15 protein-coding genes are annotated in these 19,260 nt (G+C 36.6%); 2 read left to right on the top strand and 13 right to left on the bottom strand.

Annotated elements, in window-relative coordinates; all coding sequences use genetic code 11:
* The first annotated feature begins 106 nt into the window (after positions 1 to 106).
* A complete protein-coding gene (locus tag MKY30_RS04105; protein WP_339283510.1) occupies positions 107 to 1,048 on the top strand; it encodes a hypothetical protein in 942 nt (313 codons plus the stop codon).
* Between the two features lie 316 nt (positions 1,049 to 1,364).
* Here the strand turns inward: MKY30_RS04105 and MKY30_RS04110 are convergent, their stop codons facing one another.
* The 6 genes from MKY30_RS04110 to MKY30_RS04135 form a co-directional block, all read right to left on the bottom strand.
* A complete protein-coding gene (locus MKY30_RS04110) occupies positions 1,365 to 3,359 on the bottom strand; it encodes a methyl-accepting chemotaxis protein (protein ID WP_156986131.1) in 1,995 nt (664 codons plus the stop codon).
* Between the two features lie 239 nt (positions 3,360 to 3,598).
* Positions 3,599 to 5,038, bottom strand: a complete 1,440-nt coding sequence (locus MKY30_RS04115) for a YfcC family protein (RefSeq protein WP_147211820.1) — start codon at positions 5,036 to 5,038, stop codon at positions 3,599 to 3,601.
* A gap of 116 nt (positions 5,039 to 5,154) precedes the next feature.
* Positions 5,155 to 6,306 carry a M20 family metallopeptidase gene (locus MKY30_RS04120; protein WP_147211821.1) on the bottom strand — a complete coding sequence of 384 codons (1,152 nt, stop codon included), beginning with the start codon at positions 6,304 to 6,306 and terminating at the stop codon, positions 5,155 to 5,157.
* A gap of 221 nt (positions 6,307 to 6,527) precedes the next feature.
* Positions 6,528 to 8,435: a PTS fructose transporter subunit IIABC gene (locus MKY30_RS04125; RefSeq protein WP_147211906.1), complete on the bottom strand. Its 1,908-nt coding sequence runs from the start codon at positions 8,433 to 8,435 to the stop codon at positions 6,528 to 6,530.
* A gap of 21 nt (positions 8,436 to 8,456) precedes the next feature.
* Positions 8,457 to 9,326: a ketose-bisphosphate aldolase gene (locus tag MKY30_RS04130; protein WP_147211822.1), complete on the bottom strand. Its 870-nt coding sequence runs from the start codon at positions 9,324 to 9,326 to the stop codon at positions 8,457 to 8,459.
* A gap of 16 nt (positions 9,327 to 9,342) precedes the next feature.
* Positions 9,343 to 11,184, bottom strand: a complete 1,842-nt coding sequence (locus MKY30_RS04135) for a BglG family transcription antiterminator (protein ID WP_341082878.1) — start codon at positions 11,182 to 11,184, stop codon at positions 9,343 to 9,345.
* Between the two features lie 375 nt (positions 11,185 to 11,559).
* On the opposite strand from MKY30_RS04135, the gene MKY30_RS04140 reads away from it, so the two are divergent.
* On the top strand, positions 11,560 to 12,147 hold the full coding sequence (locus MKY30_RS04140) for a LysE family transporter (RefSeq protein ID WP_147211824.1): 588 nt from the start codon (positions 11,560 to 11,562) through the stop codon (positions 12,145 to 12,147).
* 174 nt (positions 12,148 to 12,321) lie between these two features.
* Here MKY30_RS04140 and MKY30_RS04145 read toward each other — a convergent pair whose 3' ends face one another.
* Genes MKY30_RS04145 through MKY30_RS04175 form a run of 7 tightly spaced genes read right to left on the bottom strand, consistent with a single transcriptional unit; the run spans position 12,322 to position 18,801 of the window.
* Positions 12,322 to 12,963 (bottom strand): class II aldolase/adducin family protein, encoded by a 642-nt coding sequence (locus tag MKY30_RS04145; RefSeq protein ID WP_147211825.1) that lies wholly within the window; start codon positions 12,961 to 12,963, stop codon positions 12,322 to 12,324.
* A gap of 22 nt (positions 12,964 to 12,985) precedes the next feature.
* On the bottom strand, positions 12,986 to 14,260 hold the full coding sequence (locus MKY30_RS04150; RefSeq protein WP_341082879.1) for a TRAP transporter large permease: 1,275 nt from the start codon (positions 14,258 to 14,260) through the stop codon (positions 12,986 to 12,988).
* Positions 14,257 to 14,748, bottom strand: coding sequence for a TRAP transporter small permease (locus MKY30_RS04155; RefSeq protein ID WP_147211827.1), 492 nt, complete (start codon positions 14,746 to 14,748; stop codon positions 14,257 to 14,259). The genes MKY30_RS04150 and MKY30_RS04155 overlap by 4 nt, the downstream gene beginning before the upstream one ends.
* A 5-nt stretch (positions 14,749 to 14,753) precedes the next feature.
* Entirely contained in the window at positions 14,754 to 15,743 is a 990-nt protein-coding gene (locus MKY30_RS04160; protein WP_341082880.1) for a TRAP transporter substrate-binding protein, read from the bottom strand.
* A 10-nt stretch (positions 15,744 to 15,753) separates the two neighbouring features.
* Positions 15,754 to 16,782 (bottom strand): zinc-dependent alcohol dehydrogenase, encoded by a 1,029-nt coding sequence (locus MKY30_RS04165; RefSeq protein ID WP_339283521.1) that lies wholly within the window; start codon positions 16,780 to 16,782, stop codon positions 15,754 to 15,756.
* A 27-nt stretch (positions 16,783 to 16,809) separates the two neighbouring features.
* Complete coding sequence (locus tag MKY30_RS04170; protein ID WP_147211907.1) at positions 16,810 to 17,430, bottom strand: GntR family transcriptional regulator; 621 nt, start codon at positions 17,428 to 17,430, stop codon at positions 16,810 to 16,812.
* A gap of 24 nt (positions 17,431 to 17,454) precedes the next feature.
* Positions 17,455 to 18,801, bottom strand: a complete 1,347-nt coding sequence (locus MKY30_RS04175; RefSeq protein ID WP_246145211.1) for a four-carbon acid sugar kinase family protein — start codon at positions 18,799 to 18,801, stop codon at positions 17,455 to 17,457.
* Positions 18,802 to 19,260 lie beyond the last annotated feature (459 nt).

Genomic DNA, 19,260 nt, shown 5'->3' on the forward strand with positions numbered 1-19,260 from the left:
TTTCTAATTTTTTCAAGTTACATTGATCATTTCTCAGACAAGGCAGGCCGATTTTTATTACTTTTATAGCAGAAGGATAAATTTCAATTTTCAGGGAGGAATCAGAATGTCTTTAGTAATGATTTTAGCTGCTTTTGGCGGCGGTGTATTTGGTGCACTTATCGGGGGTACGACAGCCTTTATCTTTACCGGGTTCCTAGGAATGGCCGGCGTTGCTGCAGCTGTAGCAGCCGGCAGTACACTGATCTTAGATCATGTTGCTTTCGGTCCGTTTTTCGGTCCACATGTAGCCTTTGTCGGCGCTGTGGCAGCGGCTGCATATGCAGGCAGAATCAGTAAAAAACGTTTAGAAAATGCTGCATTTCTTACAAATCCAGTCGATGCAAAGACTGTTCTTGGAGATCATGAGGATAAAGAGAAAATTTTTGCTGAAGATGACAGACATGTTGACGGTGCAGATACAACTGTTCCATTGTTTAAAACAACAGATCCAATGGTGCTTATCGTTGGGGGAATATTTGGTATTTTAGGTTATTTAGTTCAATATTTATATGGACCTGTTTTAGATATTCCGATCGATACCATTGCTTTAACCGTTGTTACTTTTGCTATTATTACGCGTTTCTTATTCGGTCATTCCGGTTTAACAGGTATCTTCCCTGCGAATGAAAAACGCTTTCCGTTCTCAGGAAAAATGTTACTTTTCAACGCTATTTGGGGATTTTCATTTGCAGGTCTGGTAGGTTATGCAGCAATTGCCTTAGATATAAACAACATCGGTTTCACCATTAGTGCAGCGTCTCTGATTTTCTTATATTTTGGATTAAAATTTCCTGTCTCCCACCACGTATCCATGGTTGCGGGTTTTGCAGCAATTGCACTGGGAAGTCCGTGGCTGGCAGCCCTATTCGGTCTATTTGCCGTTATCACAGGAGAATATGTACAGCGGCTGTTCAATACACATGTTGATACGCACGTCGATATGCCGGCAATTGTAATCGCAATATGGAGCTTTGTTATTCTAGGGATTGTTGCGCCGTTGGTTTAAAATAAATTAGAAAAATATCGAATCGCTATTGAACTTTTCTTTTAATTTTTAGGTCTATTACTGGTACATAAACCTATCATTTAACGTGGGTGTTTGCAGAGGGAAGATAAAGAGATCCAAGCGAAAATTTTTGTTGCAATGTAACACTTGCTACGTAACAGTTCTTTTTTACAGCATCACTTTATCAGGTCCATCTGCCTAAACATCTTTTTACACAAATTAATCGGATAGAAAGGAAATCATTCTCCTCTCTATCCGATTAGAAATAAAAAGTTTTTAAAAGATGCAATCAATATTTCACTGCATGAATGGATTATTAACGATCAGACAGCTTAAAGTTTTCTACCAGCTGCTGTAGATCTTCTGCAACACTAGTCAGATCTGAAGCTGAGTTTGCAATCTCCTCCATGGAAGCAAGCTGCTGTTGTGTAGATGCAGAAACATTTTCTGTTTCCTGCGATACAGCATCCCCAATGGACCCCACCTCTTCAAATGTATTCGTAAAATGTTTTGTTGTAGCTGCGATTTCTTGAATTCCAGCATTAACCTGCATAATTTGATTTGTTATCGAATCTACATAGCCTGTTATATTCGTGAACGATTTATCTGCATTATTGGCGATACTGATTCCTTTTTCTACTTCATCCGTTGCAGCTTTCATGGCATTTACAGTATTCGTTGTTTCATTTTGAATTGCATTAATCATATCTTTTATCTGTTCTGCAGAATCGGAAGATTTCTCAGCTAATTTCCGAACTTCATCTGCCACAACAGCAAATCCTTTCCCATGCTCTCCCGCTCTTGCTGCTTCTATCGTCGCGTTTAAGGCAAGTAAATTCGTCTGCTCTGATATATCTGTAATAACGTCAATAATATTACTTATCTGAGCCGACTGGTTACCAAGCCCTTGAATATTATTGGACAGTTCATACGTATTTTTCTTGATGTACTCCATTTGATCAATAGTAGTACTTAATGCAGTGTTCCCTTCTTTTACCGCCGTCATCGCATCTGTTGCTGTATCTGAAACCTGATTAGAGCTGGATTCAATATTATAGATGGACTCCGTCATTTCCTGTGCCAGCTTTGAACTGTGTGTAATGCTGGTATTAAGACTATTCATTCCTTCAGCAGCTTCCTGCATGGAGGCAGAAATTTGTTCTGTAGCAGAGGTGTTCTGGTCTGTGCTTGCATTTAGTTCCTCTGCAGAAGAAGCTAAATGATTTGATTTATCTCTAACCTGCTGAATGATCCCATTTAAATTCTCACGCATTTTATTAAACGAAAGCGCTAAAGTCCCTATTTCATCTTTTCGATCTAAATTCACGCTGACACTTAAGTCTCCCTGACTCATTGTATTACTTGCATCAGCTAAATGATTAATAGGTTTAGAAATAGAACGAATGATAAATACAATTAATACCGTACCTAAAATAAGAGCAATAATAATAACAAATACAGTCGTATTTAAAATTGGGCTGACATTTTCAGCTATCTCACTATCAAACATCGTTCCCGCAATTTTCCAGCCTGTTATCTCACTGGTATCAAATGCTAATTGCTTTTGATCACCTTCGAAGCTGTAATTGAATTGCCCTGTCTCCGATTCATATAATTTATCAAAAAATGCTTCTGATGCTTCTGTCCCAGCCTCCATATCAGGATGACTAATATATTTATGATCTCCGTCCAACAGGAATAAATAACCATTTTTACCGATAGTGACTGAATTGATAATATCCGTAAGACTTCCGAGCTCCAGGTTAACCGCAACAACGCCGTTATTATCTGCGGCAGCTTTTGCGATGGTAACCACCACTTGATTAGAGGAGGCAGAAACATATGGATCCGTTACAATGATTTCACCTTTTTCTTCCATCGCCTGCTGATACCATGGTCTTTCTCTCGGATCATAGTCAGGTGGATTTTGAAATGATGTAGGATAATTCATAAATTCTCCTGTTTCCGTCCCTACATAGGTTTGTTCAAAAGCAACATCCTTAGCATTTTGTATATCTTCTAAAATTTTGCTTGTTGCTGCATCCTTGTTATTTTCAATGTCGGTTGTTGAAATGGCTGTCGATAAATATTCAATGTTATCCATCTGATCATTCATAAATTGGTCGATCGTCTGTCGCATAATTTCTACATTTTTCTGAGTAGAATCCAGCATACTATCCTCTATATTAGATTTTGCACTTTGATAGGAAATAGTCCCAATAGCTATGCTAGGTAATAATAATATAATTAAAAATGATACAATTAGCCTATTTCTTAAACTTAATGATTTTGTTTTTTCTCTCTTTCCCAATCTTGTATCCTCCTAGTATGTATATAAATAGTCATAAACTTTATATCGGTCAAAAGTATCATTACTTTAAGAGAGAATCATAAAGTAAAAATAATCAAATAAATAAAATAATTTAAAAATACTGAGTTACCCTTTAGCTGAGGCTTCATTAATTTAATAAGAAATAACCTCCCGTTTTTCTCTGCAAACAAAAAATTCCTTTCTGTAATCAGAAAGGAATTTTTTGTTTGTTATTTTAGTTAAACCGTCCAAATAAACATATGGACAATCGTAAGAATAATGCCTCCAACAAGATAAGACAGAAGAATCAACGGAATAACCCACCGGAACCAGGTTGTCCATGGAATTTTAGCAATCGCTAAGGAAGCCATCAAAACTCCGGATGTTGGAGTAATCGCATTTGATATCCCATCACCCAACTGGAATGCCATTACCGCTGTCTGTCTGCTCACTCCCGTAAGATCTGATAATGGTGTCATAATTGGCATTGTTAAAGCAGCCTGTCCACTTCCAGACGGAACTAAAAAGTTAAGAGCACTCTGGAATGCATACATTCCTATTGCAGAAAAAGCAGTAGGAAGCTGGCTTACCAGACTGGATGCAGCAAATAAAATTGTATCAATTGTATTACTTTCCTCTAAAACAACAAGAATTCCATATGCAAAACCGACAACCAGCGCTCCGACAAGAAGCTCTTTACAGCCGTCAATAAAGGAACCGGCAATTTCATTTACACGCAGCTTACCGACAAAGCCGGCGATAATCCCCATAATTAAGAAAAGAGAAGCTATCTCCATAATAAACCAGTCAAAATAGATGACTCCAATTGCTAAAATAATAATTGTGGCTACCAATAATCCAATAATAATAGCTTGTCTGCCAGTCAATTTTGTATAATGTCCATCTAAGGAATCATCAAAATTTCTTTGCTTATCAATCTTGTACATTAGGCTTTTCTCTGGGTTTTTCTTTACTTTTTTCGCATAAATCATGACAAACGCTATACTAAATGTAACAAAGATAGCCCACATCACAAGACGGACACCCATTCCAGAGAATGTCGGTAACTCGGCAATCCCTTGAGCTACTCCAACAGTAAATGGATTCATAAATGAAGCTGTAAATCCTGCACAGGAACCGACAATAACCATCCCTGCACCAACTAAGGAATCAAACCCTAATTTCATCGCTAAAGGCACCAGAATCATAATAAATGGAATTGTCTCCTCTGACATTCCAAATGTTCCCCCGCCTAGAGCAAAGAGTGTCATTACTACAGGAATCAAGTAAATTTCCCGATTCGCCATTTTCATTGATAAATTCGCAAGTCCTGTTTCAATGGCTTTCGTTGCATTTAAAATTCCAAAAGCTCCGCCGACAATAAAGATAAAGAAAATAATATCAGCACTTTGTGTCATCCCCTTATGAATCGTTTGAAAGATTTCAAAAAATCCAGTTGGACTTCCTTCTGCTTCATGATATGTATCGTTAATAACAACCGTTCTCTCTGTGTCATTGACAATGGTTGTTTCTCGTTCGTACTCTCCAGCTGGAATAAAGTATGTCAATATTGCTGTAATAATAATCAGTCCAAACATGAGAGCAAAAACATGCGGAAATTCCCATTTTTTCTTTTTCGGCTCTTGTGTACTTCCCGCTGTATTAACATTTTCGCTCATGGTAACATCTCCTTTTTCAGTTTTTAAAAAGCTTTTACAATAAAAAACAGGCAGTTTACAACTTTTAATTAAAGAAATAAACTACCTGTTACGATGAGATACCCTCTCGTTTTTACTTACTGATTTTCAAATTCTTCTTTAATCGCATGTAGTAAATCTTTGTTGACTATAATGTCGTATCCTGTATGTGCCAATGATAGAACTGCATCATGAATCGCTGCTTCTCCATCTGGCGTTATGGTTTTTTCTGCAAATTCTGTTGTGTGGAAAACAAGTCCCGGCTCATTTAAACCGGCATATGGATGAATAGATGGAACAACCTGACTAACATTTCCCATATCCGCAGATCCTGTTGCCGGAACAGCTGGATAAACAGGGTTGGCACTATACGACTTCATATGCCTGGTAAATGTATCTGATAGAGCCTGGTTGGTAATCATATTATCGTAGCTCAGCTCATAGTTGGAAATTTCTACAGAAGCCCCTGTCATCAAGCAGGCTCCTTCAGCAATATTTCTGACCTTCGCGCCCAGCTCATCCACTAATTTCCGCTCATTAGCACGAATGTAAAATTGTGCTGTAGCTTCTGCTGGTACAATTCCCGCTGCTTCTCCGCCTTTTGTAATAATCCCATGAATTCTCACATCATCTGGAACATGTTCACGAAGTGCATTTATTCCATTAAATAATTGAATCACTGCGTCTAATGCATTAATTCCTTTTTCTGGAGACGCTGCTGCATGCGCTGCCTTACCAGTAAAGTCAAATTGAAGAGCATCCATTGCCAGCATCGGACCACTTTCCGAAGATACGTCTGCACCATGCACCATCATTGCTACATCAATATCGTCAAAAGTACCCTGCTCGCTCATCGGTACTTTCGCACCGCTCGTTTCTTCTGCAGGTGTGCCTAAGACAACTACTTTCCCGCCAATTTCATCTACATGCTGACGCAGAATCACCCCTGCTCCAACAGCAAATGTAGCAATTAAATTATGTCCGCAGCCGTGTCCAATTCCTGGCAGCGCATCATACTCTGCCAAATAAGCAATAGTTGGCCCCGGCTTACCGCTTGTATACTCTGCACGAAAAGCAGTCGGGCGATCGACGATACCTGTTTCTACTTCAAAATCATAGGATTTTAAATATTTAACCAGTAACTTCATGGATTCAAATTCCTGATCTCCCAGTTCTGGATTTTCATATAATTGATTACTGATTTGAATCAGCTCATTCTGAATAGCTTCATAGTTTTTTTCTAATGACATTTGCTGATAAACCTCCTAATTCTGATATATCATTCTATCATAAATGTATTTTTATACTAAATTCATGCAAATTTATGCGTTGTTTTGAATTATAACATAGATTATTTAAGAATGGGAGAAGCATCACATCAGCTAAATTTATATTATATATTACCCCAAAACAAAAAAGTTAAGCGACTTATTCTAGACCAGCCGCTTAACTCTTTCTAAATATATTAATATTAAAAAATGGAGCTCATTTCTTTCCCTTTTTTTCTATCTTCCTCTGATAAAGGTTTCTTCAAAAATCCTAAAATACAACAGGTAATAATGGAACCTAATAAAATACATCCAATATACAATAAAGGTTTATTACTTGCTATCGGTATTACAAAAATACCTCCATGTGGCGCCTTTAAAGAGATATCCAGTGCCATACAGATGCCTCCACCTATAGCGGCTCCAATAATATTCGCTGGTATAACTCTTAAAGGATCTGCTGCAGCAAACGGTATGGCTCCTTCTGTGATAAAGCTGGCCCCAAGTACATAACTGGCTTTTCCTGCTTCTCTTTCCGGGCCGGTAAATCTATTTTTAAAAATCGTCGTTGCCAAAGCAATTCCAATTGGTGGAACCATTCCACCAACCATTAATGCAGCTGAAGGCTCAAAAATATTAGCTGCAAACATCGCTAAACCAAAAGCAGACGCAGTTTTATTGATGGGGCCTCCCATATCAGAAGCCATCATTCCTGCCAGCAGAGCACCCAGAATAGCAGCATTAACTCCTGTTAAACCTCTTAACCAGCCCTCTAAAAATTCATTTAGTGCTGACATCGGGGTATTTAAAACGAAAAACATAAAAGCTCCGACGATTAATGTACTTAGTAAAGGTACAACTAATATAGAAATCAATCCTTGGAATGATTTCGGAACTTTTCTCATAGACTTGGCAATAAATTTTGCAGCAAAGCCCCCTACAAAACCGGCGATCATTCCTCCAAGGAATCCCGCATCTCCTATATTCGCCATCATTCCACCAATCATTGCAGGTGCTAATCCCAGTTTACCTGCAATACTATAGCCAATGAATCCTGCTAAAATCGGAACCATTAATGCAAAGGCAGCGTCTCCTCCAACCTGGCTAAAGAAATGAGCAAATATGTTATACTGCTCACTTTCAGGGTCTGCGGCATAAATTCCAAACATAAAGGATATCGCTATAAATATTCCGCCTACAACCACGAATGGAATCATGTAAGAAACACCGCTCATAATATGTTTATAAAATTGCAGGCCGCCTTTTTCTTCAGAAGCTTCTTCTTTCTCTTCTTTTACTTCTGCAGAATCTCTGTTTATCTCTTTTATATTATAAGATAGCGCCTGATCAATTAGTTCGTCAGCGTGATTAATCGCTTTTTTCACAGGTACATCTACATATTTCTTCCCTTTGAATCCAGATGTGTCCACGTTCACGTCATGTGCAACCACAATAGCATCTGCATTTTGAATATCTTTGGCAGTCAACCTGTTTTCAGGACCATTTGCACCATTTGTTTGTATTTTTGCTTTCATTCCCCGTTTTCGGGCTGCCTCTTTTAACGCCTCTGCCGCCATATACGTATGTGCAATCCCTGTCATACACCCTGTAATTCCAATTAAATATTTATCGCTGTCATTTTTTTCTATATTTTCACTCTTTTTTTGTTTCTCATATTCCTCTATAACACTAACAATTTCATCGGTAGACAGAGCAACCAGCAGCTTCGCTCTAAAGGTTTCATCCATCAGGAAAGTTGAAAGTCTGGATAACAATTCCAGATGATCATCAGAAGCATTCTCAGGTGCTGCAATCATAAATATAAGATTAGTATGCTGCCCTCCATAATCAATTCCTTCTAATGTTCTTCCAAATATAATAGCAGGCTTTGAGATTGTTTTGCTTTTAGCATGAGGAATCGCAACACTATACCCAACAGCTGTAGAAATTTCACTTTCTCTTTTATAGATAGCCTGCTTAAATTCTTCCGGATTACTAGTAAGCTTGTTGTCAGCTAATCTTCCCACTAATTCATTGATCACTTCATCCTGATTTTTTCCTTTTAAATTTAAAATAATATTTTCTTTTGTGAGAATATCAATAAATTCCATTGCTCTCCCTCGCTCTGCCATTTATTTAAAATAAAGATGCGCATGATTTGTTGAATTAAATAAATCCATTTTTTTCTTTACCACTTCTTTTGCTGCGTTACGAGCACTCGGCATAATTACATCCGGTTCATATGCACCTTGATTTTCCGTTAAAAAGCTGCGCATTTCTTGGAAGAAGGCATTTTTCATATCGGTTGAAAGATTAATTTTTGAAACCCCGTGAAGATAGGTCTGCGAAATTTCCTCATCTTTATTGTCACTTCCTCCATGAAGAACCAAGGGAATATTAACTTGCTGATGAATTTCTTGAAGTAAATCTAATTTTAATTCTGGTTTACCAGCATGTTTATATTGCCCATGAGAAGTTCCAATAGCAACAGCCAGCGTATCGACTCCAGTCTCCTCAACAAATATCTTTGCATCCTGAGGATCGGTATATAAGATTTCGTCTGCACCGCCTTCTGAGCTGTTATCATTCGATCCGATAGTTCCTAATTCCGCCTCTACAGATACATTGACAGCATGCGCCAGCTGCACCACTTCTTTCGTAATCGCTATATTGTCTTCAAAGGAAGCATGAGAAGCATCTATCATCACAGAGGTAAAACCATTTCTAATAGCCCGCATGACATCTTGAACAGAAGCCCCGTGGTCTAAATGAATAGCTACCGGTATAGAGGTGCGCTGACAAATCTCTCTTACGTAAGCTGTAAATTCATCTCCCAGCAGTTCAATTTCGTTTGGATGAATCTGTATAATAGCAGGTGCATTCTTTTCTTCCGCCGCCTCAATCACTACTCTTACAAACTCACTATTGGCCACATTATAAGACCCTACTGCAAACTGATTTTCATATGCTGTTTTTAATAAATCTTTCATATTTAATAACATCATCATCACTCCTCATTTAAATTTGATTCCAACAATGTATGAATTCTTCCTTTGTTTCCATTTGAACTAGCTTCATAACATCTTTTATATTTTTCGTTTTCTGGAAAAATTCCGTAAAAATATATTCATTTCTTTCCACATCATCAGATGGTAAATAAATAATAATCAATTGAACCAGTTCATTTCCCCATTCAATCGCTTTCTGATTTATTCCAATAATGACTTCTTCTTTATATTCCTGCATTTCAAAATAGGGATGCGGAATAGCTACTAAATTCCCGATAGAGGTATAAGACATTTTTTCTCTTTTCATAACCGCTTCAATAAACTGTCCCCGTTGATTGCTTTGTAGAAGATTTTGGATCGCTTGCTCCGGGTTATTTTCGTTTATCAAAAAAATATTGGCACGTTCTATGATAGAGTTTTGAGATTCAAGAAAAAATCGGATCTTTTTTATTTCCCCATTATGAAGCCCGTTTTGAATCATAATAATGTCTTTTTTGGTCTTTGGAGTAAACGCTAAATCGATGCCGATATACAAACAATTTTCATGAAAAGTATAATCCTGAGAGCATTTCTCTATTTTATAAATTTCCAATTCATTAAAATAGGTTGCTATTTTGGATGAGAGCAGCTTTGTACGCTCATAATTTCTGCTATATAAAATGATTGTCTTTATTCTTTTCTTATCCTGAGCTTCGAAAATATTTTGAATATGATAAGCTAAATAAGCTATTTCACTGTCATGAATTTCAACATTAAATTCCTTTTCAATCTTCAATGCAATATTCGAAGCAATGCTAAATGAGAAAAAATACTCTGATTTCGTTTCCTTTACAAAAGGATTATAAATAAGCAGGTTATGGGATACCGGGTAAATAATTCGATAAATATGATTCAAAATATTACTTTTAAATTTCTTTTGAGAATAGGTTGGTACTTGGTAAGCTTGCTCTATATTCAATAAAATCTGCTCAATTTTCTTTACAGTCTGCAAATCTTTGTTTTCTACTCCAGGTTCTTCTAAATCTAAGTGCAGCGACATTAAATAATTGGTTAAGTAAATACGTTCACTTTCTGAAGCGATTACATATTGAAGAATGCCGTTACAAAAAGCACTTGCCACTTCAAATTCTTTAAAATCTTTAAAATCCATTTCCTCACTTAATTCAATAACAACATGATTGCCGCTTTCAATTCGTGAGATCATAATAATCAATTGGACTGACATTTTTTTATACATTAAAAATTCTAAGTTTAAGTCATATTTTATATTAATTTCCTCTACCAGGTTTAAAATGCTTTCTATTACATCCTCATCAACCCAATTACAGAAGTTCTTTGTTAAAAAGTCTTTATAGACCTCCTTCTTTATAGAAATAGAAGTGAAAAGATTCTCCAGTAAAACACGTTTTTGTATTTCTGTGCCCACCAGCATAATACCTTTAAATACCTTTGTATCTATTGAAACATCAATCCCCAGCTTATCCATATTCATTGTCAATTTCTGAATTCTGCTGCGAATGGTTTGAGGTGAATAAAAGAATTTATCCGCAATTTCATCGTAAGTAGTATAATCATCTCTAGTCATCAGAAATTGAACAATTTCAAAATCCAGCAATGTCTCTTCCAGCTCTGCTTCATTAACTATCAGCATATTTATATCTTCCGTTTGAAGCTTATAGCCTTCTGAGGAAGAGACAATAGAAATTTGATTAGACTTCTCATTAATCTCCTTGATATAATTTCGAATCGTTCGATCTGTCACCCCAATAGCCTCAGCAATTTGGACAGCAGGGACATACTCCTGTTCCTGATTTGATAGAAAGTTAATTAGTTGATTGTGTTTCTTACTCACCTTAATCCCAACCTTCCTATGCATCTAATTTATAATATAATTTAAGCAATCGCTATATTAGGTAAATTTCCTCCCCTATAGGAAATTTATTCTGTAGGCGCTTTCATACAGAAATGGATTTTGTTAGGATTTCATTATATTAAATATATTTACATATAAGAGAAAAATTCTAATATAAAAGAGATACTCTTTTGTATTTTATTTCCCATAATCCGAACCAGTAAGATACATAAGAAAAGCCAAGCCCCTGTAGAAAAGACTCGGCTTTTTTCTTATGTGTTTTTTCCTTACATGAATAAATAAAAGCTGCGTTCTCAGCTTTATTTCATGTATAATAAACGTTATTCTGAATTATTCAAAAGGAGATTTACACCAATGCCAATTTCTGCTTTCCTCACATTTGTTTTTATCAGCAGTTTTACACCTGGCCCAAATAATTTTATGGCTATTTCTTTTGCAAATCGCTATGGGTTTCGAAATACGCTTTCCTTTTGTATTGGTGTTGGCTCAGGTTTCTGTCTGATTGCTTTAATTTGTAGTTTTTTTAATCGGGCTTTAATTGAAATTTTGCCTTTCATTGAAACACCATTAAAATTTTTGGGTGTTTTCTACATGTTATACCTTGCCTTTAAAACATTCACCAGTTCAGGAAACAGCGGAGAGCCTCCCACAAAAGCACATAAGAATTTATTTGTCGTCGGCACATTGATGCAATTTATTAATCCAAAAGCAATTTTATATGGTATTGCAGTTGTATCTACGTTCCTGCTGCCTTATTACAGCTCCTATTCAAGCTATATACTCTTTTGCCTTTTTCTTGGCATTGTAGGTATTTTCAGTTCTGTTACTTGGAGCTTATTTGGCTCAGTACTTCAAAATTTTTTATCCCGTTATCAGACTATATTTAATATTGTTATGGGCTTATTACTTGTTTATAGTGCTTTTTCTATTTTGATGACTTGAGTAATTGATACACACGCAATAATTTTAAAACTAAGTAAATACTCAAGAATTGTTTCAATCGTTTATATCAGTGAATAGATCGTTATACAAAAAGACCATACCTCTATAGAAGTTTTTTAAAGCACGAGTTTCACTCCACCTTTAAAAGTTACTTCATAACGAGGTATGGTTATTTTATTGCCATTTACGAAGGGGTTTATAACCTGAATGATGAAGGAAGTCATACACTGTTTCTTCACTTAATCCATTCATGTTAATATTCTTTTCTAAAGCTGTAACATGCATTCGAGCTGTATACTCTAATGTCTGTAAAGCTGTACGGGCTTCTTTTAGACTTGTATCACAGACAATTATTCCATGATTCTCCAATAAGAATACATTGGAATCCTTTGCTCTTTCTTTAACTGCCTGTGCTAATTCTTTACTGCCCGGATGATAAAACGGAATCCTTACAATTCTTTCAAGATAATACATCGACTCCACAAAATAATTCGATGGTAAATTTAGATCAGAATTTGCAATTAATGTACTGTAAAAAGGAGAAGCATGTAGAACTGCATTTATTTCTGGCCTTTCTTCATAAATCCCTTCGTGCATCAGATACTCTTTGGAAGGCTTTTCTCCGGCTATCTGATTGCCATCTTTGCATAATGAAAAGCTGCCCATATCCAATTCTCCCAAGTACGTACCAGTAGCTGAAATGATATAACCATTTTCCTCCCTCGCACTGATATTTCCTGCTGTACCCCAAGCCAGATCTTTATCCATCATAAACTTTCCTGTCATTTGCAGTTCCTTTAATATTTGTTTATTCATTCTCTGTCATCCTCTCCTCTATTTATTTCATCCATTCCACAACACTCATTGTTAATCCAGGAATAAAAGTAACTATAAGTAAACAGATCAGTATAGCTATATAAAATGGCACAAGGCTTCTTGTTAATCTGTCTATACGAAGATGAGCTATCTTAGATACAACAAATAGGTTCAGTCCTAATGGTGGCGTAACCATCCCAATCGCAAGTGTGACAATCATTACAATACCGAAATGAACCGAATTAATTCCAAGCTCTGCAGCTACCGGAACAAGTATAGGCGCTAAAATAATAATAGAAGCATTTGTTTCCATAAACATTCCAACGATTAATAACAACAGGATAACAATTCCTAAGAATATCATTGGATTGTCAGAAATAGAGGTTATGAACCCAGCTACCTGCTGTGGAATATTTTCAATCGTTAAAATCCAGCTGAACAGTCCTGCTGTAGAAAGAATCAGCATAAGTGTAGCAGTAGTTAAAGACGCTTGTGTTAAGATTGCTTTAATATTATCTTTCGTAATTGCCCGATAGAATACAACACTCACAATAAATGCATAAGCTACCGCTACCCCAGCGGCTTCCGTTGCAGTAAAAATACCACTATAAATTCCACCTAATATAATAACTGGCATAATTAAGGCCGGAATTGCTTCAACAAATGCTTTCCAAATTTCTTTTGCTGATTTTTTTGGTTCCTTTGAGTAATTTCTCTTTTTTGCAAGGATATATACTGTAATAACCAAGCCAATTCCAATTATTACCCCGGGAACCATTCCAGCAACAAATAGGTCTCCTATAGAAGCGCCTACAGCTGTACCATAAAGAATCAACGGAATACTTGGAGGCATAATAATGCCAAGTGTTCCTGAAATAGATTGAACGCCGCCAGCAAATTCTTTTTCGTAGCCTCTTTTTATCATCGCAGGGATTAAAATCGCACCGAGTGCAGCTGTTGCTGCTACACTTGATCCAGTAATGGCAGCAAAAAACATTGTGGTTACAACAGTTACAATAGCCAGACCGCCTGATACATGCCCTGTAGCAGCATTTGCCAAATTAATTAATCTTTGTGATATTCCCCCATGCTCCATCAAAGATCCAGCCAGTATAAATAGAGGAATGGCAAGTAATGGAAATGAGTCCAGAGAAACAAATGCTCTTTGTGCCAAGGCAAGTAATGGAATATCTCCCGCTACTAAAAGTGCTAAACTAGATGAAATCCCCAATGAAATGGCGACTGGAACGCCAATTAAAAATAACAAGAGTAAAGATACAACTAAAACAAAAATCATTGGACATCACCTTCCACGCTTTTTTTATCCGGATCTATTCCTGCTGCAATAATATTAAAGAACATCAAAAGTGAACCTATAGGCATAGCAGCATAAGCCCAAGCCATAGAATACTGTAAAGTTGGCGTAGACTGATCAATTACCAGATAAGTCAGATGTATCCCAAAGTACGCTAATGCTAAGCAAAAAATCGCACTTATCCATAAAACAAGTTTTTCCAGTTTTTCTCTTGTTTTTGGGCTTGAAACCTCTAAAAGAAAATCAATTGCAATATGCTGATTGTTACGAAAAGCAAGACCAGATCCTAAAAATACAATATAGATCATTAAATATTTTGCTAACTCTTCTGTCCAACTGAGAGGAATATTGATAATAAAACGAGTTGTTACCTGTAATACGACTAATATAGCCAGAATAATCAGCAATACTGCCACCAGATACTTCACACCACTATTTATTTTGTCTATTGTTTTAATATACTTATTCATAAGCTTTACTCCCTCATACTCTGTATGGTGTCATATAGCTCTCTCCCATACTTATCAGCTAATTTTTCGTTAATATCCTGCACTGCCTCTCTAAATGGCTCCTGATCAACTTCGATAATTTCTACATCGGCATCCAGCATGGCTTGAATAGCTGCTTCCTCCTCCTGAAAAACCAAATCATTTTGGTAGTTTCTAGCCTCTTCAGCTGCTTCCAAAACAGCTTCACTTTCTGCTTCCGTCAGTTCTTCAAATGTTTTATCGCTCATTAAAAGCTGCACATACCCAAATACATGATCTGTCATCACAAGATAATTTTGTACCTCTTGGATGCGGGCACTGGCAGTAAACTCTATTGGATTTTCTTGAGCATCTATTACTCCCGTTTGCAAAGAGGAATAGACTTCCCCAAAATTCATGGGCGTTGGACTGGCTCCCATTGCTTTCCATCCTTCTACAGATGCTTCAATGTTAGGTACACGAATTTTTTGTCCTCTTAAATCTTCCGGACTCTCTACCAATTTATTCGTGGTTAATTCTCTAGGTCCACGCAACCAAAATTCCAGTCCTCTGACTCCCGTCTCTTCTAACATATCATCCTGCAAACGCTTACCTTCATCGCCATAAACAAACTCTTCCAGGTGATCTAAATCGTGAAATAAATAAGGTAATTCCAAAATAGAATATGGTTCATAAAAATTGGACATAACCCCTGCTACTAATGCAAAATCTACTGTGCCTATCTGCATCCCTTCCACCAGGTCACGGTCTTCTCCCAAAGTAGAGCTTGGATAAACCTCTACTTTGACAGAGCCATTTGTTTTTTTTTCGACCAGCTCAGCAAATTTCAATGATCCTTTATGCCAAGCATTAGATTCATTTTGGATATGTCCAAGCCGTAATACTTTTGTTTCTTTTCCATCAGCAGTTCCCTGATTACAAGCAGCTAGAAAAAAGGCCGTTATTAATAAGAGTAAAAATACTATTTTTGATTTCATTTTCATCCTCCTATTCAAAAGAAATAAGAACTTTCACAGAATTATCCAGCTTTTTGTCGACCATCTTAAATCCTTTTCCAGCTTCTTCGTAATGTAATTTATGTGAAATAACCTTGTCGACACCTAATTCACCTTTTGTGATAATTTCCAGAGCCTTCTCCGAATCGGGACGATTGTATGTCATACAGCCGACTACTTCTTTTTCGTTTTGCTGCAGCTGCTCAATATCAATTTCCTGTTGACCATGAAACATAGCTACAGTTACTACACGGCCACCTTTTTTTAATAAATTCAACGCATCATTCACAATCCCGGGAACTCCGGCAGTAATGAAAACTTTATCAAATGAACCCTTATCCAGTACCTCTTTTGCTTCATTAACCCAGTTTTGTTTCTCTTTAATATTAATTACACTGGAAGCCCCCATTTCTTTTGCTTTTTCTAAAGAATATTCAAGTACATCCGTAACAACAACGTTTTCTACACCTCTATCTTTAACAGCAATAAGCGTTAAGAGGCCAATGGGACCAGCTCCTAAAATAGCGACTCTGTCTGTTTGCTGTACTTCTCCCTTATAGGCAGCATGCACACCAACTGCCAAAGGCTCTACAAGCACTCCTTCATCATACGTAACTGTATCAGGCAAAGGAAGAACCTGAGCTTCAGGCGCAATAAAGTACTCTGCCATTGTCCCCAGCCAATCTCCCATCCCCGGTGCTAAGCGATTATCAGAGTAATTAATATTCCCTGTCATAATTCCTTCACTTTCTCCTGTGCCTATTTGAGGTTCAACAGTAACCCGGTCTCCCACCTTAAAACGAGTTACCTTCTCCCCTACTTCTACTACCTCTCCAGCAACTTCATGCCCAATAATAACTGGAGGCTTCCTAAAAGGATGCAACCCTTTATATGTGTGAATATCCGAGCCGCAAATTCCTGCTACCGATACTTTGATTTGAACCTCATTTTCCTTTAATTCTGGTAATGTTGCTTCTTTAACAACTACTTTCTCTGCATCATCTACAAATACCGCCTTCATGATTCTCTCTCCCTATTCCAAACTCATCTATTGGAAATAAATCATTTTTGAATCTATCAAATGATCTCTCATCAATTCTGAGCTTCGTTTATCTTTTGCTTTAAGTGCTTCCAGGATTTCCATATGCTCCTGATAGAACTTTCTTACTCTTCCTGGATCTTTCTTTAAATGACGTAACGTAATTCTTCGCAAATGGTCTTGATAGTTTAATAAAATCTTAGTAATCTCCGTATTGCCGGCAAATTCACTAATCGCTAAGTGAAATTCATGATCCAGTGTTGCGAATAAGCTGACATCCTCTTCTTCTGCCGCTTTCTCCGTAGCATAAACAATCTCTTCTAATTCATTACATTGTTCTTTTGTTATGCGTTTATAAATCTCATTACAATTAAAAGTTTCTAAAGCAACCCGCAGATTATAAATATCATTAATTCTTTCAATGGATATATCATTCACAATAATTCCTTGCTTTGAAGAAACTGTTACAAATCCTTCTGATTCTAATCGAACCAGCGCATTTTTTATAGGTGTTTTACTCATTCCCAAATCATCTATTAGTGTTCTTTCTGACAGAAATCTTCCGGGTTCATAGTTTTCTTCTAATATTCTTTCTTTAATTTTCTGATAAGCAACATCTTTTAATAACATAATTACGCTCATTCCCTTAGTTTATTAAGAGCCGGACTGATAGACTTTCTCAAAGAATTGCGGCCCGCCTAACTGACCACTCTTCAATGCAATCTCTAGTCCATCAAATTTAGGTCTCTCTGAATATGCTAAACATAAAGGGGCACCTGGCGCAATAGAATCCAGCACTTCCAGTCCAAAAATATCTAAATTAGATGTAACAAACCCTGAAGTATCGCCCCCAGATATAATTAACCTCTTAATCTCTATCTGGTCTAAAACCTTCTTGGTCCACTCTCCTAATTTCCTTCCGATGTAAATCCCTGTATCTTCGCTAGAAATACCTTCTTCCAGTAAATGCTGTTTTGTTTTTTCAATTATAGGATCATCTGGTCCTTTAGCTGTATAAATAATTACCTTTTTCTTAAGCTCTATTTTCTTCACTATATTCCCCATGAATTCTTCAGCTTTTTCCTCATCAGTAAATAATTCATAAGGTATTTGTTCTAAATGAAAGCCAGCCTCCTCTGCATTCTCCAGCTGCTGCTTTGTCACTTCAGATACACTGCCGGAAACAGAGAATATTTTCTCTATCTTGGAGGGTGCTATGTCCTTTTCTGCTCGAGAAGCTACTTGATTCCTTTTCATTGCATCTCCCAAAGCATATTCAATGCCTGAGGACCCTAATAGAAATTGTGTATCTGTTCCCTTCATTTTCCAAAGTACTTGAGATACCTTCTCCATATGAATATCGTTTAGTGCATCAAACAATACAATATTATCCTCTTCAGCATGCTTCTCAATGATTTCTGATACATTCTGCTCTTCCAAGTCTAAGATACTGACTTTATCTATCTGCTGCTCTGTCTGTTTCTGCAAATGCACAGCTAAATCAGCTTCATCCATCGGGGTTACTGGATGTCTGGACATTACTGGATGTCTGTCCAGGCGATATACTTTATCCTGAAAAGCAGCAAAATGATTCCCAAATATTGTATATCTCCCTAACATTGGAGCTGCTACTAATAAAGGGAAATTGCCTTTATTAAAATAATTCCGGGCAAGATCACCGGCAAACCCGATACTTCCTACGTCTGGTGATGAATCAAAGGTAGAACAAACCTTATAATGAACAAAATACGGATTTATTTTTTGAAAAAAATCATAAACAGGAACTAATTCTTTTTCCATGCCATTTCTATTTTTCGCGCGGGCAGTCCCCGCTACTCCAACGCAATCAACACCCTGGAAACGCTCCATCATCTTTTCATTTGGTATTTTTAAAAATAAAATTGTTTTTAAGCCATATTGATCCAGTGCTTCCATTGCATCTGTTGATCCAGTGAAATCGTCTCCATAAAAACCTAATATCAATCTCTTCAAGTATTCCACCTCCTAAAATCTAACATAGATCTAAGTTGAATCTAAAAAAGATACTATCATTGCTATTTTATTTTGTCAACGCTTTCTTCAAATATATTTTATAACTATTAGAAGCAAACTTGATAAAGACTAAATTTTCTTCTATAAAACCTCACTTTTTTATTTATCAGACTATATTATATAATTCTAATTATTTGAAGATATTATAAGATAATAGAAATATCATGCGTATTATGCTAATTAAGTATATTTCTTAAATTATATGAACATTTTTTATATCTTTAATGTCCGGAATTGCATCGTCTTCTCTCTTTAGTACAATAACAAGTAAGACAATACATAAGAGCGAGGAGAGTTATTATGAAAAGAGGGATTCTATTTATTTTAGGCTTCTTACTTGGAGCGTTGATTTATTTCTGGTTTCTCTATTAGAGTGAAATTTTTTCTGACACACAAAAAACCAAGTCT

The organism is Oceanobacillus sp. FSL W8-0428, from assembly GCF_038004405.1.
In the GTDB taxonomy this organism is placed as follows: Bacteria; Bacillota; Bacilli; order Bacillales; family Amphibacillaceae; genus Oceanobacillus; species Oceanobacillus sojae.